General features: G+C 69.2%; 29 protein-coding genes and 2 tRNA genes. 10 read left to right on the top strand and 21 right to left on the bottom strand.

What is annotated here, in order from left to right; translation table 11 throughout:
- Nucleotides 1-29: 29 nt before the first annotated feature.
- The 3 genes from ppc to NKI68_RS17700 form a co-directional block, all read right to left on the bottom strand.
- Complete coding sequence (gene ppc, locus NKI68_RS17710; protein WP_254544449.1) at nucleotides 30-2717, bottom strand: phosphoenolpyruvate carboxylase; 2688 nt, start codon at nucleotides 2715-2717, stop codon at nucleotides 30-32.
- Nucleotides 2718-3004: 287 nt separating this feature from the next.
- A complete protein-coding gene (locus NKI68_RS17705; protein ID WP_254544448.1) occupies nucleotides 3005-3790 on the bottom strand; it encodes a 7-carboxy-7-deazaguanine synthase QueE in 786 nt (261 codons plus the stop codon).
- Between the two features lie 3 nt (nucleotides 3791-3793).
- On the bottom strand, nucleotides 3794-4252 hold the full coding sequence (locus NKI68_RS17700) for a 6-pyruvoyl trahydropterin synthase family protein (protein ID WP_254544447.1): 459 nt from the start codon (nucleotides 4250-4252) through the stop codon (nucleotides 3794-3796).
- Between NKI68_RS17700 and NKI68_RS17695 the strand changes: the two genes are divergently transcribed.
- Nucleotides 4158-6254 carry a DEAD/DEAH box helicase gene (locus tag NKI68_RS17695; RefSeq protein WP_438267787.1) on the top strand — a complete coding sequence of 699 codons (2097 nt, stop codon included), beginning with the start codon at nucleotides 4158-4160 and terminating at the stop codon, nucleotides 6252-6254. The genes NKI68_RS17700 and NKI68_RS17695 overlap by 95 nt on opposite strands.
- 78 nt (nucleotides 6255-6332) lie before the next feature.
- Here the strand turns inward: NKI68_RS17695 and NKI68_RS17690 are convergent, their stop codons facing one another.
- From NKI68_RS17690 to NKI68_RS17670, 5 genes are all read right to left on the bottom strand, one after another.
- On the bottom strand, nucleotides 6333-6974 hold the full coding sequence (locus tag NKI68_RS17690; RefSeq protein ID WP_254544446.1) for a class I SAM-dependent methyltransferase: 642 nt from the start codon (nucleotides 6972-6974) through the stop codon (nucleotides 6333-6335).
- A 106-nt stretch (nucleotides 6975-7080) separates the two neighbouring features.
- Nucleotides 7081-7335, bottom strand: a complete 255-nt coding sequence (locus NKI68_RS17685) for a type II toxin-antitoxin system HicA family toxin (RefSeq protein ID WP_254544445.1) — start codon at nucleotides 7333-7335, stop codon at nucleotides 7081-7083.
- Nucleotides 7336-7343: 8 nt separating this feature from the next.
- The gene (locus NKI68_RS17680) at nucleotides 7344-7625 is read right to left on the bottom strand and encodes a type II toxin-antitoxin system HicB family antitoxin (protein WP_254544444.1); all 282 of its coding nucleotides are present in this window, start codon (nucleotides 7623-7625) and stop codon (nucleotides 7344-7346) included.
- Nucleotides 7626-7629: 4 nt separating this feature from the next.
- Nucleotides 7630-7866, bottom strand: coding sequence for a helix-turn-helix domain-containing protein (locus NKI68_RS17675; RefSeq protein WP_254544443.1), 237 nt, complete (start codon nucleotides 7864-7866; stop codon nucleotides 7630-7632).
- 434 nt (nucleotides 7867-8300) lie between these two features.
- Complete coding sequence (locus tag NKI68_RS17670; protein WP_254544442.1) at nucleotides 8301-9791, bottom strand: aldehyde dehydrogenase family protein; 1491 nt, start codon at nucleotides 9789-9791, stop codon at nucleotides 8301-8303.
- A 493-nt stretch (nucleotides 9792-10284) separates the two neighbouring features.
- On the opposite strand from NKI68_RS17670, the gene NKI68_RS17665 reads away from it, so the two are divergent.
- The 3 genes from NKI68_RS17665 (at nucleotide 10285) to NKI68_RS17655 (ending at nucleotide 12180) form a co-directional block, all read left to right on the top strand.
- Nucleotides 10285-10638 (top strand): hypothetical protein, encoded by a 354-nt coding sequence (locus NKI68_RS17665; RefSeq protein WP_254544441.1) that lies wholly within the window; start codon nucleotides 10285-10287, stop codon nucleotides 10636-10638.
- Entirely contained in the window at nucleotides 10635-11672 is a 1038-nt protein-coding gene (locus tag NKI68_RS17660) for an MBL fold metallo-hydrolase (RefSeq protein ID WP_254544440.1), read from the top strand. Before NKI68_RS17665 ends, NKI68_RS17660 begins: the two co-directional genes overlap by 4 nt.
- 196 nt (nucleotides 11673-11868) lie before the next feature.
- The gene (locus NKI68_RS17655; RefSeq protein WP_254544439.1) at nucleotides 11869-12180 is read left to right on the top strand and encodes a HalOD1 output domain-containing protein; all 312 of its coding nucleotides are present in this window, start codon (nucleotides 11869-11871) and stop codon (nucleotides 12178-12180) included.
- A gap of 35 nt (nucleotides 12181-12215) precedes the next feature.
- Here NKI68_RS17655 and NKI68_RS17650 read toward each other — a convergent pair whose 3' ends face one another.
- The 3 genes from NKI68_RS17650 to NKI68_RS17640 form a co-directional block, all read right to left on the bottom strand.
- Nucleotides 12216-12617: a GNAT family N-acetyltransferase gene (locus NKI68_RS17650; protein ID WP_254544438.1), complete on the bottom strand. Its 402-nt coding sequence runs from the start codon at nucleotides 12615-12617 to the stop codon at nucleotides 12216-12218.
- 634 nt (nucleotides 12618-13251) lie between these two features.
- A tRNA-Arg gene (locus NKI68_RS17645) sits at nucleotides 13252-13324 on the bottom strand.
- A gap of 28 nt (nucleotides 13325-13352) precedes the next feature.
- A complete protein-coding gene (locus NKI68_RS17640) occupies nucleotides 13353-13664 on the bottom strand; it encodes a twin-arginine translocase TatA/TatE family subunit (RefSeq protein ID WP_254544437.1) in 312 nt (103 codons plus the stop codon).
- A 93-nt stretch (nucleotides 13665-13757) separates the two neighbouring features.
- Here NKI68_RS17640 and NKI68_RS17635 point away from each other — a divergent pair, with 93 nt between their 5' ends.
- The 3 genes from NKI68_RS17635 (at nucleotide 13758) to NKI68_RS17625 (ending at nucleotide 16603) form a co-directional block, all read left to right on the top strand.
- Complete coding sequence (locus tag NKI68_RS17635; protein WP_254544436.1) at nucleotides 13758-14234, top strand: redoxin domain-containing protein; 477 nt, start codon at nucleotides 13758-13760, stop codon at nucleotides 14232-14234.
- A 70-nt stretch (nucleotides 14235-14304) separates the two neighbouring features.
- On the top strand, nucleotides 14305-15117 hold the full coding sequence (locus NKI68_RS17630) for an HD domain-containing protein (RefSeq protein ID WP_254544435.1): 813 nt from the start codon (nucleotides 14305-14307) through the stop codon (nucleotides 15115-15117).
- Between the two features lie 214 nt (nucleotides 15118-15331).
- On the top strand, nucleotides 15332-16603 hold the full coding sequence (locus tag NKI68_RS17625; RefSeq protein WP_254544434.1) for an MFS transporter: 1272 nt from the start codon (nucleotides 15332-15334) through the stop codon (nucleotides 16601-16603).
- A 30-nt stretch (nucleotides 16604-16633) separates the two neighbouring features.
- Here NKI68_RS17625 and NKI68_RS17620 read toward each other — a convergent pair whose 3' ends face one another.
- The gene (locus tag NKI68_RS17620) at nucleotides 16634-16966 is read right to left on the bottom strand and encodes a hypothetical protein (RefSeq protein ID WP_254544433.1); all 333 of its coding nucleotides are present in this window, start codon (nucleotides 16964-16966) and stop codon (nucleotides 16634-16636) included.
- Nucleotides 16967-17234: 268 nt separating this feature from the next.
- On the opposite strand from NKI68_RS17620, the gene NKI68_RS17615 reads away from it, so the two are divergent.
- Nucleotides 17235-17555 carry a hypothetical protein gene (locus NKI68_RS17615; RefSeq protein WP_254544432.1) on the top strand — a complete coding sequence of 107 codons (321 nt, stop codon included), beginning with the start codon at nucleotides 17235-17237 and terminating at the stop codon, nucleotides 17553-17555.
- Between the two features lie 11 nt (nucleotides 17556-17566).
- On the opposite strand, the gene NKI68_RS17610 is transcribed toward NKI68_RS17615, so the two are convergent.
- The 3 genes from NKI68_RS17610 to NKI68_RS17600 form a co-directional block, all read right to left on the bottom strand.
- Complete coding sequence (locus NKI68_RS17610; protein ID WP_254544431.1) at nucleotides 17567-17968, bottom strand: CBS domain-containing protein; 402 nt, start codon at nucleotides 17966-17968, stop codon at nucleotides 17567-17569.
- Between the two features lie 101 nt (nucleotides 17969-18069).
- Complete coding sequence (locus NKI68_RS17605; RefSeq protein ID WP_254544430.1) at nucleotides 18070-18432, bottom strand: DUF7344 domain-containing protein; 363 nt, start codon at nucleotides 18430-18432, stop codon at nucleotides 18070-18072.
- The gene (locus NKI68_RS17600; protein WP_254544429.1) at nucleotides 18429-18728 is read right to left on the bottom strand and encodes a hypothetical protein; all 300 of its coding nucleotides are present in this window, start codon (nucleotides 18726-18728) and stop codon (nucleotides 18429-18431) included. The genes NKI68_RS17605 and NKI68_RS17600 overlap by 4 nt, the downstream gene beginning before the upstream one ends.
- A gap of 216 nt (nucleotides 18729-18944) precedes the next feature.
- On the opposite strand from NKI68_RS17600, the gene NKI68_RS17595 reads away from it, so the two are divergent.
- The gene (locus NKI68_RS17595; protein ID WP_254544428.1) at nucleotides 18945-19406 is read left to right on the top strand and encodes an Lrp/AsnC family transcriptional regulator; all 462 of its coding nucleotides are present in this window, start codon (nucleotides 18945-18947) and stop codon (nucleotides 19404-19406) included.
- A 153-nt stretch (nucleotides 19407-19559) separates the two neighbouring features.
- Here NKI68_RS17595 and NKI68_RS17590 read toward each other — a convergent pair.
- The 6 genes from NKI68_RS17590 to rocF form a co-directional block, all read right to left on the bottom strand.
- Nucleotides 19560-19630 (bottom strand) — tRNA-Gly (locus NKI68_RS17590).
- 59 nt (nucleotides 19631-19689) lie between these two features.
- A complete protein-coding gene (gene otsB, locus NKI68_RS17585; protein WP_254544427.1) occupies nucleotides 19690-20598 on the bottom strand; it encodes a trehalose-phosphatase in 909 nt (302 codons plus the stop codon).
- On the bottom strand, nucleotides 20591-22141 hold the full coding sequence (locus NKI68_RS17580; RefSeq protein WP_254544426.1) for an alpha,alpha-trehalose-phosphate synthase (UDP-forming): 1551 nt from the start codon (nucleotides 22139-22141) through the stop codon (nucleotides 20591-20593). The genes otsB and NKI68_RS17580 overlap by 8 nt, the downstream gene beginning before the upstream one ends.
- A 13-nt stretch (nucleotides 22142-22154) precedes the next feature.
- On the bottom strand, nucleotides 22155-22478 hold the full coding sequence (locus NKI68_RS17575; protein ID WP_254544425.1) for a hypothetical protein: 324 nt from the start codon (nucleotides 22476-22478) through the stop codon (nucleotides 22155-22157).
- A gap of 253 nt (nucleotides 22479-22731) precedes the next feature.
- Complete coding sequence (locus NKI68_RS17570; RefSeq protein WP_254544424.1) at nucleotides 22732-23379, bottom strand: class I SAM-dependent methyltransferase; 648 nt, start codon at nucleotides 23377-23379, stop codon at nucleotides 22732-22734.
- Nucleotides 23380-23511: 132 nt separating this feature from the next.
- The gene (gene rocF, locus NKI68_RS17565; protein ID WP_254544423.1) at nucleotides 23512-24414 is read right to left on the bottom strand and encodes an arginase; all 903 of its coding nucleotides are present in this window, start codon (nucleotides 24412-24414) and stop codon (nucleotides 23512-23514) included.
- A 190-nt stretch (nucleotides 24415-24604) separates the two neighbouring features.
- On the opposite strand from rocF, the gene NKI68_RS17560 reads away from it, so the two are divergent.
- Complete coding sequence (locus NKI68_RS17560) at nucleotides 24605-25894, top strand: TIGR00341 family protein (RefSeq protein WP_254544422.1); 1290 nt, start codon at nucleotides 24605-24607, stop codon at nucleotides 25892-25894.
- Nucleotide 25895: the final 1 nt, after the last annotated feature.

The raw sequence follows: 25895 nt of genomic DNA, 5'->3' as shown, positions 1-25895 counted from the left end.
GCTTATCCCTTCGGGTGTCCGTGTCGCGTCTACCCGGTGTTCTTCATCCCGGCGGCGATGCCCTGCACCGTCAGGCGGAGCGTGCGCTCCCCGGCGGGCGTGCGGTCGGAGCGACCGAGGAGCGTCGCCTGCAGGAGGTTGAGCGGGTCGACGTGCGGGTTGCGCTGTCGGAGGCTCTCCCTGAGCCACTCGCGGCTGAGCACGTCCTCGCGCTCGGTGACGGCGAGCACGAGTTCGACCGCGCGCTCGTACTCCGCCTCGAACAGGGGGAAGAACCGCTCGCGGTCGCCCTCGTCGGCGAGCTGGGCGTACTCGGCGGCGATGCTCATGTCGGTGCGGGCGAGCGCGAGCGACGCGTTGTCGAGCATCGTCCGGAAGAACGGCCACTCGGCGTACATCTCCCGGAGGTCGTCGAGGTCCCCGCCGCCGTCGAGGTAGGCGTCGAGCCCCGTCGCGAGGCCGTACCAGCCGGGGAGGATGCAGCGCGACTGCGTCCAGGAGAACACCCACGGGATCGCCCGGAGGTCCTCGACCGTCCGCTCGCCGCCCGAGCGCGAGGCGGGCCGCGATCCGAGGTTCAGCCGCTCGATGACCGTGATGGGCGTCGTGTGCTCGAAGTACCGGACGAACCCCTCGGTGTCGAGGAGGTCGCGGTACGCCGCGCGCGCGGCGGTCGCCATCTCGTCCATCGCCTCGCTCCAGTCGTCGGAGACGTACTCGACGCCGCGCTCGAGGGCGCGCTGTCGCGCGCGGAGCTGCGCGTTGAGCATCTGCTCCAGTTCGCGCTCTGCGATGTCCGGGTTGCCGTACTTCTCGGCGATGGCCTCGCCCTGCTCGGTGAAGCGGACGCCCCCCGTCACCGTCTCGGCGGGCAGCGCGAGCAGCGCCTCGTTCATCGGGCCGCCGCCCCGGGAGATGGAGCCGCCGCGCCCGTGGAACAGCCGCAGGGTGACGTCGAACTCGTCCGCGATGTCGGCGAGGCGGCGCTGGTTCTTGTAGAGGTCCCAGTTCGCCGCCAGGAAGCCGTTCTCCTTGTTCGAGTCGGAGTAGCCGAGCATCACCTCCTGGGTGCCCCCGCGGGCGGCGAGCGCCGCCGCGTACGCCTCGTTCTCGAACAGCGTCCCCATCAGCTCCCGCGCCCCGGAGAGCGCCGACTCGGTCTCGAGCAGCGGGACGACGTCGATCGCGCAGTAGTCGGGCAGGGAGACGACCCCGGCCTGGTCCGCCAGGAAGAGCACCTCGAGGACGTGGCTCGGCTCCTCGGTCATGCTGATGCAGTAGGCGTCGACCGCCTCGGGACCGTACTCGGCGTGCCAGTCGGCCAGCGAGTCGAAGCGCTCGAACACGCGCGCCGTCGTCTCGGAGCACTCCTCCCGATCGGAGAGGTCGACGATCGGGCGATCCTGCGCGATCGCGTCGGTCAGCAGCTCGACCCGCTCGTCCTCGTCGAGCTGGTCGTACGCGACGCCGACGCGCTCGAACGCCTCCGTCACGGCCTCCGTGTGGCTCGCGCGGTGGTCGCGCAGGTCGAGGCTCACCAGGTAGAGGCCGAACGTCTCGACCTGCCGCAGGATCGGATCGACGTGCGCCTGCGCCACCGTGTCCGCGCCGTTGGCGGCCAGGCTCTCGCGCAGGACCTGGAGGTCCTCGACGAGTTCGTCCGCGGACTCGTAGCCCCCCGGTCTGACGTCGTTCACCCGGTCGAGGCGCTCGCGCATCAGGCGGAGCTTCTGCCGGTACGGTTCGTTCGGGTAGCGCTCGCCCGCCGTCGCCGTGATGCCGGGGAAGCGCTCGCTGTCCAGCGCGAGCGAGCGCTCGAAGTCGCGACCGACGCCGATGCGACGCCCGTCCTGGCTGAGCACGCCCGATAGTTCCTTCAGCTCCTCGCGGTAGCGCTCCACGGCGACCTCGCGCTGGCGTTCGAGCACCTCCGCGGTCGTCTCGGGGGTGACGTAGGGGTTGCCGTCGCTGTCGCCGCCGGCCCACGAGCGGAAGGCGAACAGCTCGGGGACCTCGACGCCCTCCAGTTCCTCCGAGAGCGCCCGCTCGGCCTCGTCGTACACCTCGCCCACCACGTCGAGGAGGACGTTCTCGAGGTAGTAGAGCACGTTCCTCGCCTCGTCTGCGGGCGTGGGCCGCCGGTCGCGCACCTGCGCGGTCTGCCAGAGGCTCGTCACCGCGGCGTGGAGGGCGCGGTGGACGCGCTGGCGCTGGGCCGACGTGAGGTTCCGCTCGTCGAGCGTCTCCAGGTAGCGCGCCACGTCCCAGAGCTTCGCCTTCACCGTCTTGCGGCGCGCCTCCGTCGGGTGCGCCGTGAACGTCGGTTCGATGCACACGTCCTCCAGGATCTCCGGGACGCGCTCGGGCGTCTCGGCCAGCTCGGCGGCGGCGGCGTCGAGGTCGTCGTCGAGCGTCCCCGCGTCGTCCGCGTCGTGGATGGCGCGGACCCGCTGGCGCTCCTCCGCGAGGTTCACGAGTTCGAAGTAGGTGGTGAACGCCCGCGCGACGGCGTTACCCGTCGCCGGGTCGGCCTCCCGGAGGAGTTCTCGCAGCTCCTCCCGCGTCTCGGTCCGATCGTGACGATAGTCGAGCGCCGCCTCGCGAGCCGCGACGACCGTCTCGAACGCCTCGGGCGGCTCCTGCGTCCTGATCACCTCGTCGAGCAGCGCCGTCAGTTCCTGTACGTCCCGCTCCGCGTCCCTGTTGTGCGAAACCATCCCTGTCGTGCCAAGCTCACCCACGATTGAAAAGCCTGTGGGTTCAGGACACGTTCATGGAAAACGGTAGCTACCGCGTGAACATTCCCACATGTTCGTTCACCATATACGGCCTTCGTTCGAGTTTTTCATTATTTTATGCCTCTTTTCGTCGGGCGAGACGCTCCCGTCGGGGGCGTCTCGCCCGCGGGGAACGGGAGTACGTCCCGGAGGGGTCCGCGGACGCGACGGTCGTCACGTCGTACGGTCCTCACATCGCACGGTTCTCACGGTCCACGGCACGGTCCTCACGTCCCGGGCGCGTCGTTCCAGAGGTCGACGTGCAGTCGCGGCGTGTAGCGAAAGCCGTGTTCCAGCGCGAGGTCGGCGACGACCTCGCGCCGCTCGGCCAGCGCCTCGCGCGTCGTCCCCTCCGGCATGAGCAGCACGTCGTCGTCCGGGACGGGGACGGACGCCGCCTCGCGCACGTCCTCCAGGAGCGAGACGATCTCGGGCATGTCGTCCGGCCCGGTGACGACGAACTTCAGTTGCGTCTCGTAGTCCTCGACGAGCCCCGCGAGCGATTCGAGGTCGATCCGCCGCGCCTCGTGGCGCTCGGTCCACGCGCCGGCGTCCGCGCCCTCGGGGGCGTTCTCGGGCGTCGGCGTGCTGGAGGCGAGCTTCGGGCTGACGCTCGCGAGGTCGATCGGCGCGTCGCGGTAGATCGTCCCGTTCGTCTCGACGGTGGTGTGGTAGCCCTCGGCCGCGAGGCGTTCCAGCAGTTCGACGCTCGCCTCGTGGACGAGCGGCTCGCCGCCGGTGAGGACGACGTGCCCCGCCCGGTCGTGGGCGCGCACCTCCCTGACCACGTCCTCGACGGTCATCCGCGCGTGGGTCGGCTCCCAGGAGGTGTGATAGGAGTCGCAGAACCAGCACCGGAGGTTGCAGCCGCTCGTGCGGACGAACACCGAGGGGACGCCGGCGAGCTTTCCCTCCCCCTGCAGCGAGTAGAACAGCTCGTTGATCGGGAGGTCGCCCTCGGCGTCCGCGTCGCCGGAGGCGGGCACCGTCGCGCGGTCAGTGTTGACGGGCACGGCTCAGCGACCCGAGCAGAGTTCGCCCGTCTCGGCGACCGTGACGGTCACGTCGGAGACCGTCGCCGGCAGGCGATCGCGCAGGCGCTCCTCCAGCACGACCGCCATCACCTCCGCCGTCGGCGGGTGGTCGAGCACGACGAGCGCGTCGCCGTCGCCCGACGCCTCGAACGCCTCGATCAGCGGGTCGCCCCGCTCGACGAGGAACCGGTGGTCCCACTCGTCGATCACGTCGGTCACCTCCCCCTTGTCCACGATCCACCCCTCCTCGGTGAGTTCGCCGCGCACCGTCACCGAGACCTCGTAGTTGTGGCCGTGCGGACGCGAACACTTCCCGTCGTGGTGGAGCAGGCGGTGGCCCGCGCTGATGCGGATCGGTCGATCGCGCCCCACCCGCAGGACGCGCTCGCCGGCCGACGCCAGCGCGTCGCGATCCTGCTCTCCGAGTACTCCTTCGCTCATACCCCGAGATTATCGCAACGCGCACTTAAGCGTATACGGGTCGCGCGAGGACGCAACCGGTTTGGGAACTGCCCCCGTATCCCCGGTAGTGTCAGAGCAGTCCGACTCCGAGGCGGACGACGCGGCGGCGGGGTTGAGCGCGGATCGGTTTCACGAGGTGATCCAGGATCTGGGTCGCCCGGTCGTCACGGCGAGCGACGCGGCCCGGGTCCTCGGCGTCTCGCAGGCGGAGGCGGCCGAGCGCCTCGACGCCCTGGCCGACGCGGGGCGCGCGGAGCGCGTCGACGTCACCGCCGACCCGGTCGTCTGGTACCCCACCGACCTCCAGTCGCTCGCGGAGCGCGAGCACGTCATCGCCTTCCCCGACCGGCGGGAACTCGTCGTCGAGCACCCCCGGCAGTTCACGCGGGCGCAACTCGCCCAGTTCGCCCACCTCGCGGACTCCACCCGCGACGGCGCGTACATCTACCGCATCCGCGAGGAGGACGTCTGGCAGGCCCCCTACGACCATCTGGACGGCCTCCTGCGGACGATGCGCGGGGTGCTCCCCGAGCGCTCGCCCCACCTGGAGGAGTGGGTCGAGCGCCAGTGGACCCGCGCGCGGCGCTTCGCGCTCGTCACCCACCCGGACGGCTACACCCTACTCGAGGCGTCGAGTCCCGAACTCATGGGCAACGTCGCCCGGCAGAAGCTCGAACCGGGCGAGCACCTCCGCGCGGACGTCTCCGACACGGAGAGCTGGGTCAACGACGGGGCGATCGGTGAGGTAAAGCGGATCCTCTACGAGGCGGGCTACCCCGTCCAGGACCAGCGCGACCTGGAGACGGGCGACCCCCTCGACGTGGACCTCCGCCTCGACCTGCGGGACTACCAGCGCCACTGGGTCGAGCGCTTCGAGGAGCGCGGCTCGGGCGTCTTCGTCGGTCCGCCGGGCAGCGGCAAGACGATCGCCGCGATGGGCGCGATGGCGAGCGTCGGCGGCGAGACGCTGGTCCTCGTTCCCAGCCGCGACCTCGCCGAGCAGTGGCGCGGGAGCCTGCTCTCTCACACCACGCTCGAACCCGACCGGATCGGCGAGTACCACGGCGGCGAGAAGGAGATCCGACCCGTGACGATCGCCACCTACCAGACTGCCGGGATGGACCGCCACCGAACCCTGTTCGACGAGCGGCGGTGGGGCCTGATCGTATATGATGAATGCCATCACATACCATCTGCCGTCTTCCGACGCTCCGCCGACCTCCAGGCGAAGCACCGCCTCGGGCTGTCGGCGACGCCCATCCGGGAGGACGACCGGGAGCGGGAGATCTTCACGCTGATCGGGCCGCCCATCGGCACCGACTGGTCGGCGCTGTTCGAGGCGGGGTTCGTCGCGGAGCCGGAGGTCGAGATCCGCTACGTCCCGTGGGGGAGCGACATGGCGCGCAACGAGTACGTGAGCAGCGAGGGCCACGAGCGCCGGCAGATCGCGGCGATGAACCCCGCCAAGGTCGACGCCGTGCGCGCGCTGCTCGCCCGCCACGCCGGGCAGAAGGCGCTCGTGTTCGTGGAGTACCTCGATCAGGGGCGCGCGGTCGCCGAGGCGATCGACGCGCCGTTCGTCTCGGGCGAGATGCGCCACGGCGAGCGCAGCGCGCTGTTCAGGGAGTTCCGCGACGGCGATCGCGAGGTGCTCGTCGTCTCGCGGGTGGGCGACGAGGGGATCGACCTGCCGAACGCGGAGGTCGCCGTCGTCGCCTCCGGCCTCGGCGGGTCGCGCCGCCAGGGCGCACAGCGCGCCGGCCGGACGATGCGCCCGAGCGGGAGCGCCCTGCTGTACGTCCTCGCCACGCGCGGTACGGTCGAGGAGGACTACGCCCGCCACCAGCTTCGCCACCTCGCGGGCAAGGGCATCCGCGTGAACGAGGGCGACGCGCCGATGGCGGTCGAGGGGGACGGCGGGGACGACGCGGGCGATGTAGAGGGGGAGCGGTCGGGCGAGGACGGCGATGGGCCGAGGTAGGACGGTCGGACCGACCGTCCTGCCCGCGTCGATTCGGGTCGGGCGTGGCAAGCTTCGGACCGAGGTGGGCGACCCCGCTCACGCGTCGAGCCGTGCGGAGAAGAACGTCCACGGCGCGTCCTCCTCCTCGCTTCGCCTGTCCGCTTCCAGCGAGGAAGGGACACCCCACGTGTCGACGACGGCGAAGCCGGCATCTCGCAGCTGGTCGCCCGTCGTTTCCGCGCCGGCGATCTCCCACTCCATCCTCACGCCGCTGTCGAGCCAGTCAGGGTTCTCGCCGACCCACTCGTGCGTTCCCTCACATACGAGGAGGCGACCGCCCGGACGCAGGACGCGGGCGAACTCGTCGACGACCGTCCGGTGGTCAGCCATCGGAACGTGGATCAACGACCAGTAGGCGACGACGGCATCGAACGACGAACTATTGAACGGAAGCGTCGTCATGTCCCCCTGCACCAGGGACGCGCAGGGAGCGTTCTCCGCCGCCAGACGCAGTTGTCCGCGAGAGAAGTCCACTCCGGTGGCGGTCGCCGACGTACTCAACTCGGACAGGACCGGGGTGCCCTGTCCGCACCCGGCGTCGAGGACGTGCGTCCCGGCCGAGAGCGAGTCGAGAACCCCCGCGAGGATCTCCATCCCGCGGTCGTTCTCGGTCCGTTGTGCGGCGTGTACGTCCGCTAGCTCGTCGTAACCCCGACGAACGGCGTCCTTGTTCACCATTATCAGATGGTATCGACATCGAATTGGATAATCGTTGCACACTTCGGTCACTTCCGTCTCGGATCGATCTGAACGCGACGAGTAGCTGAGTGTGCGTCCCGTATCGTCAGCGGTTGTCGTCGATCCACGTACAGAACGCGTCGAAGTCCTTCGCTCCTGCGTCCTCCGCAATCCCGCGAAGCGTCCCGATCCGCACGCGGTCATGGAGTGGGACGCTCACGGTCCGTCGCTCGACCTCGGGGCCGTCAGGGTGTTCCCAGGTCAGAATAGCGTGATCGCCGCGCGTCCGAACCCAGGTGAAATTACCCGTGTTGACGAGGACTTTCGCTACGTCGTAGCCGCTAAAATCGCGTGTGACCATGCCGGCGGCTATTTGAGGACGTCGGGGAGATCGCCGCTCCCCGCACGCCGGTTCACCTCTGGATCGATACCGCACTCGCGTAATTCCTCGTCCGTCGGCGGCCGGCCGTCGCCGGTCTCGAGCGCGTCGGTCACTTCGTCGAGGCTCTCGAGCGCCGCCGCTCGCGTCTCGCCCTGCGTCGTCAACTTGCGCGTCTCATCCCGTGCCGTCCACCACCCGTCTTCGTCCTGGGTGAGCGTAATCTTGGTACGCGGCGACGGATCGCGGTTCGTCCGTGAATCGGTGCTCATAGAATCACTCCCCTCCGTTCGCGAGGCTCCACGCGAGCGAGCTACCGATCTTCTTTTTCCTCACCGCTCCCTCAGCCTCGAGCTGTCGAAGCCGGTAGTCGGCGCTCGGCCGTTCGATTCCGAGTTCCTCGGCGATCTCCGTCGTTCCCGCCGGCGCGTACTTCGCAACGGCCGCGAGCACGTCAGCGTCGGAGTGGCGAGCGACGAATCGCCCGCGGTCGTCCCGATGGGTCCCACTCATACGAACGGCTACGATCCCAGGCCCCAAAAGCCCATCTACTCGTGGGTAGATGGAGGGACACGTCGACCCCGGGCGTAACTGCTGGTCCACGGTGAAGCGTAACAATGGCCAGTCGTTCTCGACGGAACGTCGTCCGTGTGTCGCTCGCTGTTCGTCCGAATCCATCGCCGTATTTCCCTACACCGTGGTAGCAGCCCCGTTGGCGAACAGGCGAACATTTAGCTGAATGCAGCCGTCGTCCAGAGCGCTCTGTACCCCCTGTGTCGTACCGCGAGTGAGGCGGAACCGAACGAGCGGCCCTCTTTGGTCCTTCCAGAACCGCCGGCGATTCTGGAGGCCTGTGAGACGTGTTGCGTCTCACAATGCAGATTTTTATCGGGGGGTCGACCGAGCGTCCGCAGGACGCGAGGGAGGACCCTCTCTAAAGAGATAGCCTAGAAGGGATACTCGCGCTCCTCGCGCTGGACCGACACCCACTTCGTGCGGGTCATCTCCTCCATCACGTACTCGTCGTTGAACCGGCCGATGCCGGAGTCCTTCACGCCGCCGAAGGGGACGTGGGGCTCGTCGTTGATCGGCTGGTCGTTCACGTGGACCATCCCGGCGTCGATGCGGTCCGCGACGGCCTCCGCGCGCTCCCGGTCGGTCGAGTGGACCGACGCCGCGAGCCCCTGATCGACGGCGTTGGCGAGTTCGATCGCCTCCCCGTCGTCCGAGAAGGGGATCACGGGCGCGACGGGGCCGAAGTGCTCGTTACAGGCGGCGCTCATGTCGTTGGTCGCGCCGGAGAGCACCGTCGGCTGGACGAACCGACCGTCGTGGTCGCCGCCGGTCTCGACCGTCGCGCCCTGCTCCACGGTCTCCTCGACGTACGCCATCATCTGGTCGCGCTGGTCGTCGTCGATGATCGGCCCGATCACGGTGTCCGGGTCGTGCGGATCGCCGACGGTCAGGTCCGCGGCGCGGTCGGCCAACCGCTCGACGTACTCGTCGTAGAGCGACTCGTGGACGAGGTGGCGGTTGATGGAGATGCAGACCTGCCCCTGGTGGAGGAAGGTGCCGAAGACCGCCGAGTCGACCGCCCGATCCAGGTCCGCGTCGTCGAGGACGACGTGTGGGTTGTTCCCGCCGAGTTCCATCGCGGGGTAGGCGAGGTGCTCGACGGCCCGCCCGGCGACGCGCTTGCCGACCGCCGTCGAACCGGTGAACGCGATCACGTCCGCCTCGGGGTGGCCCGCCATCCGGTCGCCGATCTCCGACCCGTGGCCGGGGACGACGTTGAGCAGGCCCTCGGGGAGGCCCGCCGCCTCGAAGATCCGGGCGAGCAGCAGACCGCCCGTGATCGGCGTCGTGGAGGCGGGCTTGAGGACGACGCCGTTGCCGAGCGCCAGAGCGGGCGCGACGGCGCGCATCGAGAGGTGGAACGGGAAGTTCCACGGCGAGATGACGCCGACGACGCCCGCGGGTTCGCGCTTGACGAGGTTCTCCTTTCCCGGGACGATCGAGTCCTTCACCGTCCCGCCGACGCGGGTGGGGAAGCTCGCCGCCTCGCGCATCATCCCGACCGCCGTGTCCAGTTCCGCGTTACCCTTCACGAGCGCGCTCCCCGCCTCGGTGGCGAGCAGGTCGAGCATCGTCTCGCGGTGCCCCTCGACGATCCCGATAGCGTCCTCGATCACCGCCGCGCGCGCCTGCGGCGGGCGCTCGGCCCACTCGCTCCCGGCCTCGGCGGCACGCTCGTAGGCGGCGTTCACGTCGTCCTCGGTCGCCGCGGGAACCGTGGCGAACACCTCCTCGGTGGTCGGGTCGTCCACCTCCAGGGCAGCGCGCTCGCCGCGCTCCGTCTCGCCGTCGACGTAGAGGACGTCCCAGTCGGCGTCCGCGCTCAACCGGTCGGCGTCGGTGTCGGCTACGTACTGCGCCATGTCTTCGGTAGGTTCCTGCGCCGTTTCAGTGGCCGACAAGCCGACGCGATTGCCGCAAGTCGTTCGCGAGAACTGTCTTCTCGCGAAACGGGGGCAGTTCGTAGCCGTCTTCTGACTCCCCGCGTCGCGCCGATCCCTCGCCCCGCCACCTCCTCCCGACGATGGAAGCGGAGGGCCCCCGGACAGTGGTGGGTATCCGACGGTTACCGGCGGAGGCGCGGAATGTCGTTCGCGTGGTGACCGGGTCGGTCGCGGAGGCACCGATAGACGAAACCGTACCGGAGTCCCCCGAAGTGCACGCGAGGGTTCGATCCTGTACGACATCCACTTCTCGATAAATGATAGCATTACGCAATCGTTATACGGAGCGGCCGTCAAGGGTAGCGTGCACTCGTCACTGTCGTCTGCATCCCCACGCGGCGAGTGCGTTGTGTTCGCGGGCCGCCTGCTCCCGGCCGGGTGGAACACCCACGCGCCGCCACGAAGCGCCGTCGTGAGTGGACAGGTGCACCCGGCCCGCGAGTACTTCCCCACCTGTGGCCGGTTCGTCGACCGCCCCCTGTGTCGGATCGACGAACCGCGCAACTCCGCCCGCGAGCGGACCGCAACGACCGCCATCCGGCAGGCGACCTCGCGCCCTTCGTGGGGGTGGTCGCACGGCGGGGTCACACCGGGGTCGTGGCCCGATCGTCCCCCGGTCGTCCTCGAATGCCGACGGGATTATGTCGATTCGCGCGTCAGGGAGGGCATGCGAGTCAACTTCGAGTTCTACGGGCCGCTCCGCGACGCCGTGGGGGAGCGTCACCTCGCCCGATCGGTTCCGGCGGTCGCGGGTGGTCGCGCGTGACGGGCGTCGAGACGATCAGTCTCGGGAACACCGCGTTCGAGGGGCTGAACAACGCGTACCTCCTCGACGGCGCGGTGACGACGCTCGTGGACACGGGCGTGGCGACGCCCGAGACGCGCGAGGGACTGCACGACGGCCTCGCGGCCCGGGGGCTCTCGGTCGAGGACGTCGAGCAGGTGCTTCTCACCCACTGGCACGCGGACCACGCCGGTCTCGCGGGCGAGGTGCAGGCGGCGAGCGGCGCGGTCGTCCGCGTCCACCGCGCCGACGCTCCCCTGGTCGCGCAGGACCCCGACGCGCTGGCAGCGATGGCCGAACGCCAGCGCGACCTGCTCGCGGCGTGGGGGATGCCCGAGTCGTCGCAGGAGGAACTGCTCGGGTTCCTCGACGGCGAGTCGACGATCGCCGGCGACCCACCCGAGGTCGAACCGTTCGAGGCGGGAGCGACCGTCGAGGCGGGCGACCGCGAACTCACCGCGGTCCACCTGCCGGGGCACACGGAGGGACTCTGCGGGTTCGCCTCCCCGAGCGACTATCGCGCGCCGTCCGGCGCGACCGGCGCGGAGCTGTTCAGCGGCGACGCGCTCCTCCCCTACTACACGCCGAACGTCGGCGGTGCCGACGTCCGCGTCGAACGGCCGCTCGAGCGGTATCTCGACACGCTCTCCTCGATCGTAGACGCCGGGTACGCCCGCGCGTGGCCGGGGCACCGCGGACCCATCGTCGATCCGGCGGGTCGCGCCGCGGACATCGTCGCTCACCACCGCGAGCGAACCGACCGCGTCCTCGGCGTCCTGGCGGAACACGGGCCGGCTGACGCGTGGACCGTCAGCGCCCACCTCTTCGGCGAACTCAGGAGCATCCACATCCTCCACGGCCCCGGCGAGGCCTACGCGCACCTCGAGCACCTGGAGGCCGCCGGGGTCGTCGAGAACACGCCCGAGGGGTACGTCGTCGCGGACCGCGAGGCGGATCTCGACGCGCTCTTCCCCGGGATCGCCGGAGCGGACGGTCACCCCGATCCGAGCGCCTGACTCGAGTCAGATACTCGAACGATCGCGTGAATCGCCGGCGGGTCTCGGTCGCCGACGAAGAATCGAGCCGGTAGCGACCGGCACGCTACGCGAGCGATTCCGCAGCGTCGCGCCCCGCACGGCAAAGTATCAGCGTCAGCTTCAGAAGTTGAAACCGGACGTATACCTTGATATACTCGTAACCATTAATGAGATCATGGCTGTCAGGTCAGGAGAACAAGATGGATCCGGGCGCGGTGCGGGCGTCGTCGAGGGACGTGCGACGATCGACTGGGCGTCGACCGAACCGGTGGTCGAGGCGGTCATCGACGCGCTCGTCGACGCGACCGGTACGGACGCGGTCGACCTCGACCCGCTGTTCGAGTACGTCGATCCCGACGCGCTGACGGCGCTGTTCCGTCCCGCGTCGAACGGGACGCTCCCGGCGGTGACCGCGGTGCGGTTCGGGTACGGGGAGTACGCCGTCACCGTCGCGCGCGACGGCGACGTCGTCGTGATCGGGGACTGAACGGCCGGTCCGGTCCGATCTGATCCGATCCACGTTCACCCGACGGACAGCGCCATCCCGTACTGGTCGTCGCGGAGTCGCTCGAACCCGAAGCGCTCGTAATAGCCCTCCACGTCCGCGACGAGGGTGACGTACGCCGAGGCGGGAGCGCGCTCTTCGAGGTACGCGAGCAGCGCCCTCACGACGCGCGATCCCAGCCCTCGGCGCTGGTGGTCCGGATCGACCGCCACGTCGACCACCTGGTAGAAACAGCCGTCGTCGCCGACCAATCGCCCCATCCCGACCAGGTCGCCGTCCCGCCGGATCGTCACCGCGTGCACGCCGTTCGGCAGCCCCCGCTCCGCGGCGGCGACGGTGCGCGCGCCCATCCCGGCGCGCTCGCGGAGCGCGACGTACTCCTCGGCGGTCGGCGGTTCCTCGCGGAGTTCGTAGGTCACGCCGGCGCTTCGAACACCCGAACCATAGCCGCGCCGGTTCTGCGGTCCCGAGACACGCGACTCGACTAGACCCGACCGTAGCGGCATCGAACTCGGCGGTTAGAATGGACGATCGGCGGGCGCGAGCCGTGGATGGGCACGGTGAACCTCGCGTCCGCCGACTGGCACGAGAGGGGTCGGATGGCACACGATTCCGTTGTGAACCCCTCACTCACCCACTGCAGGTTGTGGGGTATAGGACTGTTGCCAGCAAGAGCCGGTGACCGTGGTTGTGACTGTCTCTCGACGTTGCACTGCGTTCTCGGTTCCGCCGTCGCTCGACCGTGAGATCACGCCGAGACGCCCTGCTGGGTCGCCGTCCTCCCGCGCGGGCGGCGGCTCGTCCGCTTCGAATCCCGCACGGTTCGCTGTTGGCCTCACTGCGTTCGGCACAACAGCGGGCGTGACGGGACTGAGCGAACGCGGAGCGTTCGCGAGGGTCGTCACGCTCGCGAGCGAGCGCAGTGAGCGAGCGGGCGTGACGGGATTCGAACCGGAGGAAGACGGTCGTCCTCGCTTCGCTCGGACGCTGCGACTTCCAGGGTTCGAATCCCTAGTGCCGTGGCTCTCGCTCACGTCCGTTCGCGAGAAGCCACGGGCGTGACGGGATTCGAACCCGCGATCGAGAGGTTAGGAACCTCTCGCCCTGTCCACTAGGCCACACGCCCCAAGAGACGTTCCCCGGGGAGAGAAAAATCAGTTCTGTTTCTCGGTTTCCGTCTCCGCTTCCGTCTCGGTCACCGTCTCCGACGTGGTCGCGGTCGTGGTCGTGGCGTCTTCGTCCTCGTCGGACCCCGTGACCGACTCGGTGCCCTTCTCGCGCATCTCCTGGAGTTCCTGTTCGACCTCCTCGCGACCCTTCTGGAACTCGCCCATCGCCTGCCCGCTGGATCGCGCAAGCTTCGGGAGCTTGTTCGCCCCGAAGAGGACGACGATGATGAGCAGGAGGATCAGGAGTTCTGGCCCGCCCGGAAGTCCAGGGAACAGCGGTACTGCGGTGGTTGCCATGTCTACTGTCCTTTACGAACTGCCGATTATAGGCCTTTTGCTCGGAACGAGTCGTTGGGGCTTATGTAGTTCACTCTCCAACACCGACACGCAATGGTCGACGTAGGAGACACTGCACCCGACTTCACCGCACCCCTCGCGACCGGCGAGGACATCGAGTCGTTCACCCTCTCGGAGGCGCTCGAGGACGGACCCGTCGTCCTCGCGTTCTTCCCCGGCGCGTTCACGAGCGTCTGCTCGCACGAGATGGCGACCTTCCGCGACCGCCTGGAGGCGTTCTCCGAGGCGGACGCCCAGCTGTACGGCGTGAGCGTCGACTCGCCGTTCGCGCTCAACGCCTTCCACGACGAACTCGACCTCACCTTCCCGCTGATCAGCGACGCCAACGACGAACTCATCGACCGCTACGACGTCTCGATGGACTTCGCGGACCTCGGCGTCGAGGACGTGGCGAAGCGCGCGGTGTTCGTCGTCGATTCCGACGGCGAGGTCACCTACGCCTGGGTCAGCGACGATCCGGGCGTCGAACCGGACTACGACGAGGTCGAGGACGCCGCGGCCGCCGCGTAGGTCCGTCGGCCACCGGGGCGATCCGCCGATAGCCAAAGCCATTTTCTCGCGGCCGTCTAGGTCCTCACACATGAGCACGGCAGATCGCGGAAACGGCGGGCGGACCTACGATCCCGACGCCCAGCACGCGTTCCCCGACGAGCGCCTGAACGAGGTCCTCGCGTACGTCGATCGCGACGAGGAGATCCAGACGTACCTCGACGCGCAGAACGTCAACCCCGTCGACCGCAAGGGGTACAACGATCACGGGCGCAAGCACATCGGCATCGTCCGCAACCGGGCGCTCTGTCTCTACGACCTGCTGAAGGCGGGCGGCGTCGAGTTCAACGGCGCGCGCCAGCAGGGCTTAGACGAGGCCGACGAGGCGGTCATCATCGCGCTCGCCGCCGAACTACACGACATCGGTCACGTCGTCCACCGCGACGAACACCCCTACTACTCCATCCCGCTCGCGGCGGACGTCCTCGACCGGATCCTCCCGGAGTTCTACGACCTCGCCGACTGCGTCCGCGTGAAGGGGGAGGTGCTCCACGCGATCCTCTGTCACCACACCGAGGAACAGCCGCTCACGCGCGAGGCGGGCGTCGTCCGCGTCGCCGACGCGCTCGACATGGAGCGCGGCCGCTCGCGCATCCCCTACGAGAAGGGCGGGCGCGGCATCAACACCCTCTCCAGTCAGGCCATCCAGACGGTCACCCTGCGCGAGGGCGACAGCTACCCCGTGCTCGTGGAGATCGAGATGACCGACGCGGCCGGCGTCTACCAGGTGGACGAACTCCTGAAGTCGAAGCTCCACGACTCGCTCATCGAGAACGACATCCGCATCGTCGCCATCAACGTCCGCGAGGGCGACGATCAGCTCATCGAGCGGATCGAACTCTGAGATCCGCGGCCAGGCGACGGTTCCCCGTACCGGCACAGAGCCGGTCACCGCGCGTCTCGACCCGTCACCGCGCGCGGTCCCCCGATCGTGCGGCCGCCCTCTCCCGGTCGTCCCGTGTCGACTGTTCGCACGCTCCGATACCCCACGGGAGTGCGTTTCACTCACCTCCGGGAATGATGAGTTTAAGCGGATCGATCCCCGAGTTGCGTACATCGTGTCCGGAGGCTCGCTGAGCGTACTTCGCGATCGGGAGTTTCTCGCGCTGAGTGGAACCGCCTTCGCCCGCGCGCAGGCGTACTCGACCGTCGCCATCGCGCTGGCGCTCTACGCCGACCGGTTCCACACGACCAGCACCGTCGAGGGGCTGTTCGGGACGGCGTTCGCACTCGCTCAGCTCTTCATCGTCCTCCCGCTCGGGCGCAAGGTCGACACCGGCAACGCGAAGCGCTACCTCCTGGCGGGGCTGGCGCTCAACGTCGTCGTCTTCGTCGGGTTCTGGCTCGTCGACGGCGTGACCGACGTTATCCTCGTGAGGGTTCTACAGGGGGTGAGCGCGAGCCTGCTGTGGATCACCGGGACGACCGTCGTCGGCGAGATCAGCCCCGAGGGCGAGAGCGGTCAGTGGCTCGGCACCTACAACCAGGTCGGCGCGTTCTCCTCGCTCGCGGGGGACCTCCTCGGCGGCTACCTGCTCGCAGTCTACGGCTTCGGCGTGACGTACGCCGCGCTCACCGTCGTCTCGATGGGGGCGTTCGTCCTGCTCTACTCGTTCCTGCGTGACGACCCGGGCGGTCGGACCGACCCCGAGGAGGCGACCGGGCTGGAGACCGTCAGGCGACTCGCGAGTCGGTCGGCCATCCGCGCGCTGGTGGTCTTTCGCTTCGGCCTCTCGTTCGGCAAGATGGCGGTCCTGCTCTTCCTGCCCATCTACGCGCACAACGCGTTCGGGATGAGCCCGTTCGCCGTCGGCGGCATCCTCGCCGGCGGAAAGATCGCGAAGGGACTCACCCAGGGGTTCGTCGGCGGGCTCACCGACCGCGTCGGCGATAAACACCGGTTCGTGTTCGTCGGGGCGCTGCTGTACGCGGTCGGCGCGATGGTCATCCCGCTGGCGGGCTACGCGGAGAGCGTCCTCCCCAGCGTCACGGTCGCCGGGCGGGGGCTCTCGCCCGCGTTCTTCGTCCTGTTCGTCGCCTACGCGATCTGTGGCGTCGCCGACAGCATCCGCCTCCCCGCGAGCATGGCGCTGTTCGTCGAGGAGGGCCAGCACTTCGACGCCGTCGCGGCGAGCATGTCGCTGCGTTCCATCGCGTGGAAGGTCGGGCAGGTCGCCGGCCCCGTGACCGTCGGCGTCATCTGGGACGCGACGGGCGTCCTCACCGCGTTCGCGACCGCGGCGGGGCTGATCGCCCTCGCCAGCGTCGTCTTCGTGCTCATGTACGCCGTCGATCCCGATCCGGCGGGAACGCCGACGTGCGCGGATTGAGCGGCCCCCTGACCGCGGGACCGTGGCGTGTCACCCGATCGCGTCGATCACCCACGCCACGACGCCGATCCCCATGAGCGCGATCCCGACGAGCGACGTGGCCGGCTCGGGGAAGAGAAACAGCGCCAGGCCGACGACGAGGACCAGCGAGATCGCCCCCTCGTCGAGCCAGCCGCCGTCGTCGTCCCGGCCGACCGTCTCCCCGTCGCCCTCCCGATCCGTGTACGCCCTGTCGTCGCCGAAGAAGGCCGGCGGCCACCCCCACGAGATCGCGGGATACGGGAACCGGGAGCGCGGTTCGTCCCCGGGCGACTCGTCTCCCTCGCGGTCGTACGGCTCGTCGCGAGCGCGCTCGTCCCTCATACGTCCGACGAGGCCCGCCAGCCGGTTAGGTCTTGGCCGACCGGACGACGACTGTCACGCTCGACGAGACGACGCGGACGAGCGCCGATACCACCGATGCATCGCTCCGCCGAGCGGTCGCGAACCGTGACGCGTGGTGACAGATCGAACCGTAACGAAAATCTTTACACGAAAATGAGTAAATCTTTTCAACTACAGCGGCCTCCCTTCCGTTGACGATGGCACACGGCAATCGACAGACAGCGATAGCACAGGCTGAGGTGAAGGGATGATGTGGCAGGACCTGATCTTCCTGGCGGGGAGCGTCTTCTCGTTGTTCGTCCTCGTTCCCACCCTTCGGGACTCGATGGCGAACGTCCCGCTCGGGACGAGCGCACCGTCGGCGACGATCGGCGTGATCTACGGCCTGACGTTCCTCTCGCTCGGGATGACCCTCTCGGCGGCCGGGTCGCTCCTGACCGGGGTGATGTGGAGCCTCATCGCCGCGCTCCGGTCGCCCCACCCGCTCGATCACCGGTTCGGCTCGCGTTCGAGTCGAACGGACGGCGAGCAGTCGTCCGGCGGGTCCGCCGCTCCGCACGCCGACTGATCGCTCCGCGGTCAGGGACTCGGGGATCGAACGTCGGAGACGTAGGCCGTGAGGTCGGTCGTGGTGATCATCCCGATGACGCCCTCGACCTCGTCGACCACGGGCAGGTGGTGAAACCCGTGTTCGAGCATCACGTCCGCGGCCTCGGCGACGGGCGTCTGCGCCGAGGTGGTGACCACGTCGGTGGTCATGTACCGCGAGACCGGCGTCTGGGCCTTCGGGTGGCTCTCGGCGACGATCCGGACGAAGTCGGTGGTCGTGAGGATCCCCTGGAGGTGGTTGTCCTCGTCGGTGACGAGGACCGATCCGATCCCGTTCGAGAGTATCAACTGGGCCGCCTCCTCCACGAGCGTATCCGGCGAGACGGCGTACGTAGTGGAGGACATCAGCTGCGCGACGAAAACGTCGTCCATGCGTGACGGTGTCACGGCGGAACCATAGGTGTTGTCATCGAGACGGTTCGTGAGTCGCCCGTGACCGACGAGGCGTCACAGCGAAGGTGTCCGTGAACCGATCACGGGTCGCCTCGTTCCTCGGTCGGTCGGCTCGGCCGGTACGACAGCAGGTGCGACTCGTCGAGGGCGGTCTGTTGGGGACCGTATCCGTCGAGCGCGACGACGTCCCGCTCCTGATCGTAGGCGACGACGCCCACGTCCACCAGTGCGGGGACGTGCACGTCGTAGAGATCGTCGTAGTGCTCGAGGACGACGTCGGGCGAGACGTCGGAGAGGGGGCGGTCGTGTTCACGAACGGCCACTTCGTCGGCGAGATCCGCGAGCGTCAACGAGACGTGCTCGCGCAGGGCGACCATGACGTAGTACCGCGTCGGATAGATGTCTCCGAGGGCCTCGCGCCCTGCGTTCTCGGGGGTCGTCATCGCCGTTCCGTGACGACGTCGCCGCGCGGACGAGCGCGGGCGAGCAGCAGGTACGGCCGCAGCTGGTCGGTCGCCGGCGGGGGGTCCCGCGCCACCAGGTGGTCCGCGACCTCCCGAAGCGGGATCGAACCGTCGGCGGTCAGCACGTATTCGAGGACTCGCCGTCGAGGAGCGGCGGCCAGAACGTCGAACAGAGTGGAGGTAGCGAGCTTCTCGTCGTCGGGACGGGCGCGTCCGCGGGAGAGTCGGGCGTCGGGTTCCTCTCGGTCAGATCTACGGGTCCGTTCTCTGGTCATCGTCCACCACTACGAGAATCGCAGTACGATCGTAAAAGGATTCTGTGTTATCCTCACGGTTCTGTTACCATATGGCGAAATTACCTGGGGGATCGGAAAAACATCTCGAATTTCGGCGCCGACTCCCGATGCTACCGAGACGTTCGAGCCTCGAACGCGGTCGGCGAGGGAGGAAGCAATTATTTTTCCCGTTCCACGACCGGCCAGTGGGTAGTCATGTCTCCGTACGACCTGGACGAGGTCGACAAGCAGATTCTCACGTACATCCAGGAGGACGCCCGCTTCACCGCGACGGGGCTCGCAGAGCGGGTCGGCGTCTCTGACAACACGATTCACCACCGGCTGGACGACCTCGAAGAGGCGGGCGTCATCACGGGCTACCGGACCACGCTCGACCCCGACGAGATCGGGTTGTCGCTCTACTTCCTGTTCGTCTGCACGGTCCCGATCAGTCGCCGCGCCGAGGTCGCCGCGCAGGTTCGGGACTTCCCCGAGGTCGTGGAGGTCACCGAACTCATGACCGGCCAACGTAACCTCCTGGTCAAAGTGGTGGGGGCAGAGGACGAGGACATCACGCACCTGGCGACGCGACTCGACGAACTCGACCTCGAGATCGACGACGAGAACATGATCCGCGCCGAGTACAGTCGGCCGCTCGAGGTCGTCGAACTCGGCTGAATTTCGTCGCTCGCGACGGAAGTGCGCCGACCGGGATTCGAACCACGCCGCGACGGTCCTGCTCGCTCGCCTCGCTCCCTGCGCGGGCTGCGACTCGTCTACTTCGAACCGCCGGCGGAGTGCCCTCGCTCGTCACGTCCGTCCCTCGCAGAATGCACCGACCGGGATTCGAACCCGGGCTATGGGCTTGGAAGGCCCATGTCCTACCACTAGACTATCGGTGCCCGCGTCCGACGGCCGCGGACGGCCCGTCGAGGGGTAGTGGCTCCTTTCGCGGCTCGCGTTAAGGGCGTTTCCCTTCCGCGGCGATCGCTTCGGGGGGGCGGTCCGCCCACCGCGCGGTCAGCCAGCCGAGGAACGTCGCGACGTCGTCCGGGTCGCCGAGGCGCGCGGCGGCGGCCGTCTCGGGCGGCGAGCCGACGACGACGCCGATGCCGTCGTCCGCGAGGACCCGGAAGGCGTCCTCGTCTGAGGTGTCGTCGCCGACGTAGATCGCCAGCCACCCCTCGCCGACCTCGTCCGCGAGTAGCGAGACGATCCGCCCCTTCCCCCAGGGTATCCGCGGGCGGATCTCGAAGACCGCCTTGCCGTCGGTCACGCGGAGCGACTCGTCGGCGGCGACGGCCGAGACGACCTCCTCGATGGCGGGAATCGCGGCGTCGGCGGCGTCGCGGTAGTGCACCGTCGCGGTCACGCCCTTGTCCTCCACCCGGCAGCCCGGAATCGTCCCCAGGCGCGCGTGGATGTCGCGGCAGGCGCGACGAATCGCCGGCCGCGCCGCCGACGCGAGCGGGTGGACCGTGAGGTCCCCGTCGCGTTCGAGTTCCAGGCCGTGGTTGCCGGCGTAGACGAGGCCGTCGAGGCCGACGCGCTCGCGAACGTCGGTGAGGGCGCGCCCGCTGACGACGGCGATCCGGACGCCGTCGAGCGCGTCGAGCGCGCGTACGCGCTTGCGCGTCGTCGCGGGGATCGCGGCCTCCTCGGGCCGCGGGACGATGGGCGCGAGCGTCCCGTCGAAGTCGAGACAGAGGAGGAGGCCGTCTGCGTCCGCCAGGCGATCGGCCACGGCGTCGGCGACGTCCCACAGCGACGGTACCTGCGGACCCGATCCGTCGGCCGACCCCGACCCGTCGGTCGGCGGCGAGCCGTCGGCCGATGCCGATTCGTCGGCCGATGGCGGCTGGTCAGTCATCATCGAAGGCGGAGGCGAGGCGCGATTCCGACTCGATCTCGTTCATCGTCTCGAAGACGGCGTCCATCCACCACGACAGGTCGTACTCCCGGACGTGTCGGCGGAGGCGGGTCATCCGCCGACGGCGGTCGGTCGGCGCGAGCGTCAGCGCCGTCCTGATCGACTCCGCGAACTCGTCCGTGTCGAGCGGGTCCGTGGTGAGGGCGTTCTCGGCGAACGTCGGTTCGTCGTGCGCCCCCGCGTGGCGACTGAGGACGAGCACGCCGTCGAGGTCGTGCTGCGCCGCGACGTACTCCTTGGCGACGAGGTTCATGCCGTCGCGGATGGAACTCACGAGCGCGACGTCCGCGTTCCGGTAGAGACCGGCGAGGGCCTCCTCGGAGAGTCGCTCGGAGAGCGAGACGACCGGTCGCCAGTCGTCGGTCCCGAACCGTCCGTTCAGTCGCTCGACGGCCTCCTCGATCCGCTCCTGGTACTCCTGGTAGTCCCGGATGCCGGTGCGCGTCTCGGTTCCCTTCTGGACGTAGGTGAACCGACCGCGCCACTCCGGGTGGTCCTCCCAGAGCCGTTCCAGCGCGTCGAAGCGCTCGAGGATGCCCTTCGCGTAGTCGAGGCGATCCACGCCGAGGACGAGCTGTCGCTCGGGAGTGACGAGGTCGTGCTCGCCGGCGAACTCCCACCAGAAGTTCGTCGCCTCCTCGGAGGCGCTTTGACGGTCGATGCGTTCCGCGTCGACGCCCATCGGGAACGACCGGACGAGCGTCCGGCGGCCGTCGTAGTGAACCGCGCCGGTCTCCCGGTCGACGGCGGCGTCCTCCAGCAACTCCTCGACGCTGTCGAGGAAGTTCTCGACGTATCGGTCGACGTGGAAGCCGACGAGGTCGTTCGCCAGCAGTCCGTCGAGCAGGTCCCGGCGCTGGGGGCAGGCCTCGAACACGTCCGCGCCCGGCCAGGGGATGTGCCAGAAGTGCGCGAGTACCGCCTCGGACCGACCGCGGTCGCGGAGCAGCCGCGGCGCGAGCGCCAGGTGGTAGTCGTGGAACCAGACCCACGATCGCTCCTCGCCGCACTGTTCTGCGACCGCGTCGGCGAAGCGCTCGTTCACCGCGCCGTAGGTGTCCCAGAAGCGCTCAGAGAAGCGGGCCTTCGTGAGCGCGGAGTGACACAGCGGCCAGAGGCCGCGGTTGCTGTACCCGTAGTAGTACTCGTCGACGGCCTCGTCGTCGAGCCAGATCCGTCGAAGCGTGTAGGAGGGATCCTCGGGCGGGACGACGACGCAGTCGTCCTCGTCTGCGACCTCGGGGTCGGCCTCGCCGTCCCCCCACGCGACCCACGTCCCCTCCGTGGATTGCATGACGGGGTCGAGCCCGGCGGTCAGCCCGCCGGTGGGTCGCTCGACCACGACGTCGCGTCGATCGGAGTCGGGGTCGAACTCGTGGCGGTACGGCTGTCGGTTCGACACCACCACGAGGTTCACCCCGTCGAGCGAGTCGGTCGTCGCGCTGTTCGGCTCCTCTGCGGTGTCGGTATCAGGTACCTGCATCGCTCTCGCGGCCTCAGTGCTCCATCCCGATCCAGCGGGACGACGGACGGCCCGTGCGGATCGGACGCCGACCGGACGGGACGCTCGCCATCGCTCCCTGGCCGTCGAACTGCCGGAACACCAGCGGGAGGCGCTCGAGCACCCGGTCGATCGTCGGCGCGGTACAGAACGTCGTCGTGTTCCGCATGTCGGGGAAACCGTGCTCCACCGTGCCCTTCCACATGTCGGCCTCTCCGAGGACGTGGTGGTCGGCACGACAGCGCTCCACGGTGACGACGACCGGCTCCGTCTCGTGACGGAAACGGAGCCGTTCCCCGTGCGGGTCTGCCTCACTCATCCACCCCGGCGGCGGATCGATGTGGGCAAGCGGGTCTGCCATGGGTGTTCGAACACAGCGTAGGATCGAAGGTTCCACTTCTGCCTGCCCCTGCCTGATTGATAAGTAGGGTGTGATCCTCCCTCTCGTCCGGTGAGTATCGCGGTGTACGACCTGTCTATACCGTCGATAGCACGGATTCCGGTTCGGCGACGGTGACCTCGGACGCCTGAACGACCGACCGGGGAACACGGTCGCGAACGCGATCCGTCCGTTACGGTCGGTGGCGGGGACCGGCGACGACGGCGTAGCAGTTCCCCTCGCTCTCGTAGCACCGTTCGACGGCGAGCGCGCTCTCGCGCACGTCCCGCTCGAACTCCGCCGGGTCGTAGACGTGGTAGTATCGCTCGACCACCTCGCCGTCGGGGAGCGTCCAGCCGACCGTCGTGTCGAACCCCTCCGTCGCGTCGAACGCGGAGTGCGTGACGCTCCAGACGCTCACGAGCGCTCGCGCGCCGGGCGCGAGCACGCGCGCGAGGTCGTCGAGGCTGGCCCGGCGGAGCGCCCTCGACGGCAGGTGGTGCAACGCCGCGACGTACACCGCCAGGTCGACGCCGTCGGTCCGGAGCGGGAGGGTCGACGCGTCGCCCTGCACGAGGTGGAGCGCGAAGTCCCGGGCCGCCGCCCGGTCGCGCGCGGTCGCCAGCGCGCCGCGACTCAGGTCCACGCCGACGACGCGCGTCGCGCGCTCCGCGAGCAGTTCCGCGTGCCGCCCGTTCCCGCACCCCAGGTCGAGCGCGGTCCCCGCGTCCTCCGCCCCCTCGACGAACGCCTCGACCTCGGGCCAGGCGTACTCGCGGGTCTGCGCGAAGTGCGACGCGATGCGGTCGTAGGTCTCCCGCACGGTCCGGCGATCGGTCATCCTCGTCTCCGACGACGGCGTCGGTCGGAATGTACTCTCCGATGGGCGGAAGCAGGGAGCGCGACTGGGGAATCGGGGATAAATGGCTTCGAGCGCACAGATAGTATAGCCAGCTAAGATTGATAAGATCAGTTAGAGGATACGTTTGCCGAGCGCGCTCGCCGCGAGTTCGACCGCGAGTTCGGCGGTGCGGTTGTGGTGGTCGAGGATGGGGTTCACCTCGACGACCTCGAGCGAGCGCAGGTCGCGCTGCGCGACGACCTCCATCGCGGCGTGGGCCTCGCGGTAGGTGACGCCGCCGCGGACGGGCGTGCCGACGCCGGGGGCCTCGTCCGGGTCGAGCCAGTCGAGGTCGAGGCTGACGTGGACGCCGTCGGTCCCGCGCCCGGCGATGTCGAGCGCCTCGTGGGTCACGTCGATGACGCCGCGCTCGTCGATGTCGGTCATCGTGAACACGGTGGCGTCGGACTCGGTCAGCGCCTCGCGTTCGGCGTCGTCGAGGCTGCGGACGCCGACGAGGGCGACGTTCGCGGGATCGAGTGGCGCGGCGTGCGCCCACCCGGCGTCGGCGAACGACCCCTCGCCGAGGAGGGCCGCGACGGGCATCCCGTGGACGTTCCCGCTCGGCGAGGTGGCGGGGGTGTTGAAGTCGCCGTGGGCGTCGAACCAGACGACGCCCACGTCGGCGTCGCGGGCGCTCCCGTTGACGCTCCCGATGGCGATGGAGTGGTCGCCGCCGAGCACGAGCGGGAACGCCCCCGCCTCGAGCGCGGCGGCCACCTCGTCGGCGAGGCGGACGCAGACCTCCTCAACCTCCGCGAGGTACTTCGCGCGTCCGCCCTCCGGCGAGGCGTCCGGGTCCCCCTGCTCCGGGTGGACGACCGGCAGGTCGCCGGCGTCGGTGCAGGGTCGGGAGAGCGAGCCGAGGGTCTCCGCGAGGCCGGCGTAGCGGATCGCGGAGGGGCCCATGTCCACGCCGCGTCGGTCCGCGCCGAGGTCCATCGGCGCGCCGATGACGGTGACGGGTCGTGACATGGCGAGGGGTACTCAGTCGGGCGGTTTAGTGAACTCGGTTCGGTCGTCCGGTCGTACGGTCGGATCGTCGGACCGTCGGACTGGCCGGGGCGCGTCGGGCCCGGTCGGATCCGTCGTCCCGGTCGGGTTCCGCCCCGGGACGAACGCGAGCACGAACGACTATACCTCCCCGTCGAGGGAGTGTCCGTACATGCGGCTGATAAAGCTGGTCGTCCCGCGGACCAGGTGCGACGAGGCGGTGTCCGTTCTGGAGGGGGAGAACGTGGACTTCGTGCTCACGCGCGACGCCAGCGCGGACGGCGAGACGGCGCTGCTCGAGTTCCCGCTCCCGACGCAGGCGGTGGAGTTCGTCCTGGGGGAACTCCGCGAGGCCGGGTTCGACGACGGGCAGTACACCGTCATCGCCAGCGCCGAGACGGCGAAGACCACCCACTTCGAGGAACTCGAGGACCGCTTCGTCGCGGGCGTCGAGGAGGACGACGCCGTCGCGACCGAGGAGATCCGCGCGAAGGCCCTCGACATGCACCGCAACGCGCTCACCTACTACTCGATGACGGTGTTCAGCGCCATCGTCGCCGCCGCGGGCCTCCTGCTCGACTCGCCCGCGGTCGTGGTGGGCGCGATGGTCATCGCGCCGCAGGTGGGATCGGCGATGACCGCGAGCGTCGGCATGGCGCTCGACGACCGCCGGATGACGTGGCTGGGGTTGAAGTCCCAGGCGCTCGGTCTCGGCCTCGCGGTCGTCGCCGCCCTCGCGTTCGGCTACGCGCTCAAGACCGGCGGGTTCGTCACCGCCGTCCTCGACGTCTCCACGGTGAACCAGATCTCGAAGCGCATCTCGCCGGGACTGCTCTCGCTGTCGGTCGCGGTCTGCGCGGGCGGGGCGGGGGCGTTCGGGCTCGCCACCGCGCTCCCCGTCTCGCTCGTGGGCGTGATGATCGCGGCGGCGCTCATCCCCGCCGCGGCGGCGGTCGGCATCGGCGTCGCCTGGGGGCTCCCCTCGGTCGCGATCGGCGCGCTCCTCCTGCTCGTGGTCAACGCCGTCACGGTGAACCTGGCGGGCTTTCTCGTCCTCTGGTACCTCGGCTACCGCCCCGACGGCTGGGTCGACGGCGACGGCGGCCGCTCCGCCCGGCAGTACGTCTCGCTCGTCGGCGCGCTGCTCGTCCTCCTCGCGACGTTCGCGCTCGCCGGCGGCCTGGTCGCAGAGCAGGTCGCGTACAACAACGACGTGAACGAGGGGGTGGCCGCGGTGATCGAGGGCCCGGAGTACCGGCGACTGGAGATCACGGGCGTGCGGACGGAGATCAGTTCGGTCGCGTACTTCGGCCAGCGGCCGACGGTCTCGGTGACGGTCGCGCGTCCCGCGGGCGAGTCGTACCCCCGGTTGGCGGACGCCCTCGACCGGGCGATCGAGGAGCGGACGGGACGCCCGGTCGTCGTCGACGTCCGGTTCACGGACCGCCTTCGGTCGGAGTAGG

It is taken from the genome of Halomarina pelagica (genome assembly GCF_024228315.1).
In the GTDB taxonomy this organism is placed as follows: domain Archaea; phylum Halobacteriota; class Halobacteria; order Halobacteriales; family Haloarculaceae; genus Halomarina; species Halomarina pelagica.
The sequence above is the reverse complement of the archived record's forward strand: the minus strand, read 5'-3'. Positions and strand labels throughout refer to the sequence as shown.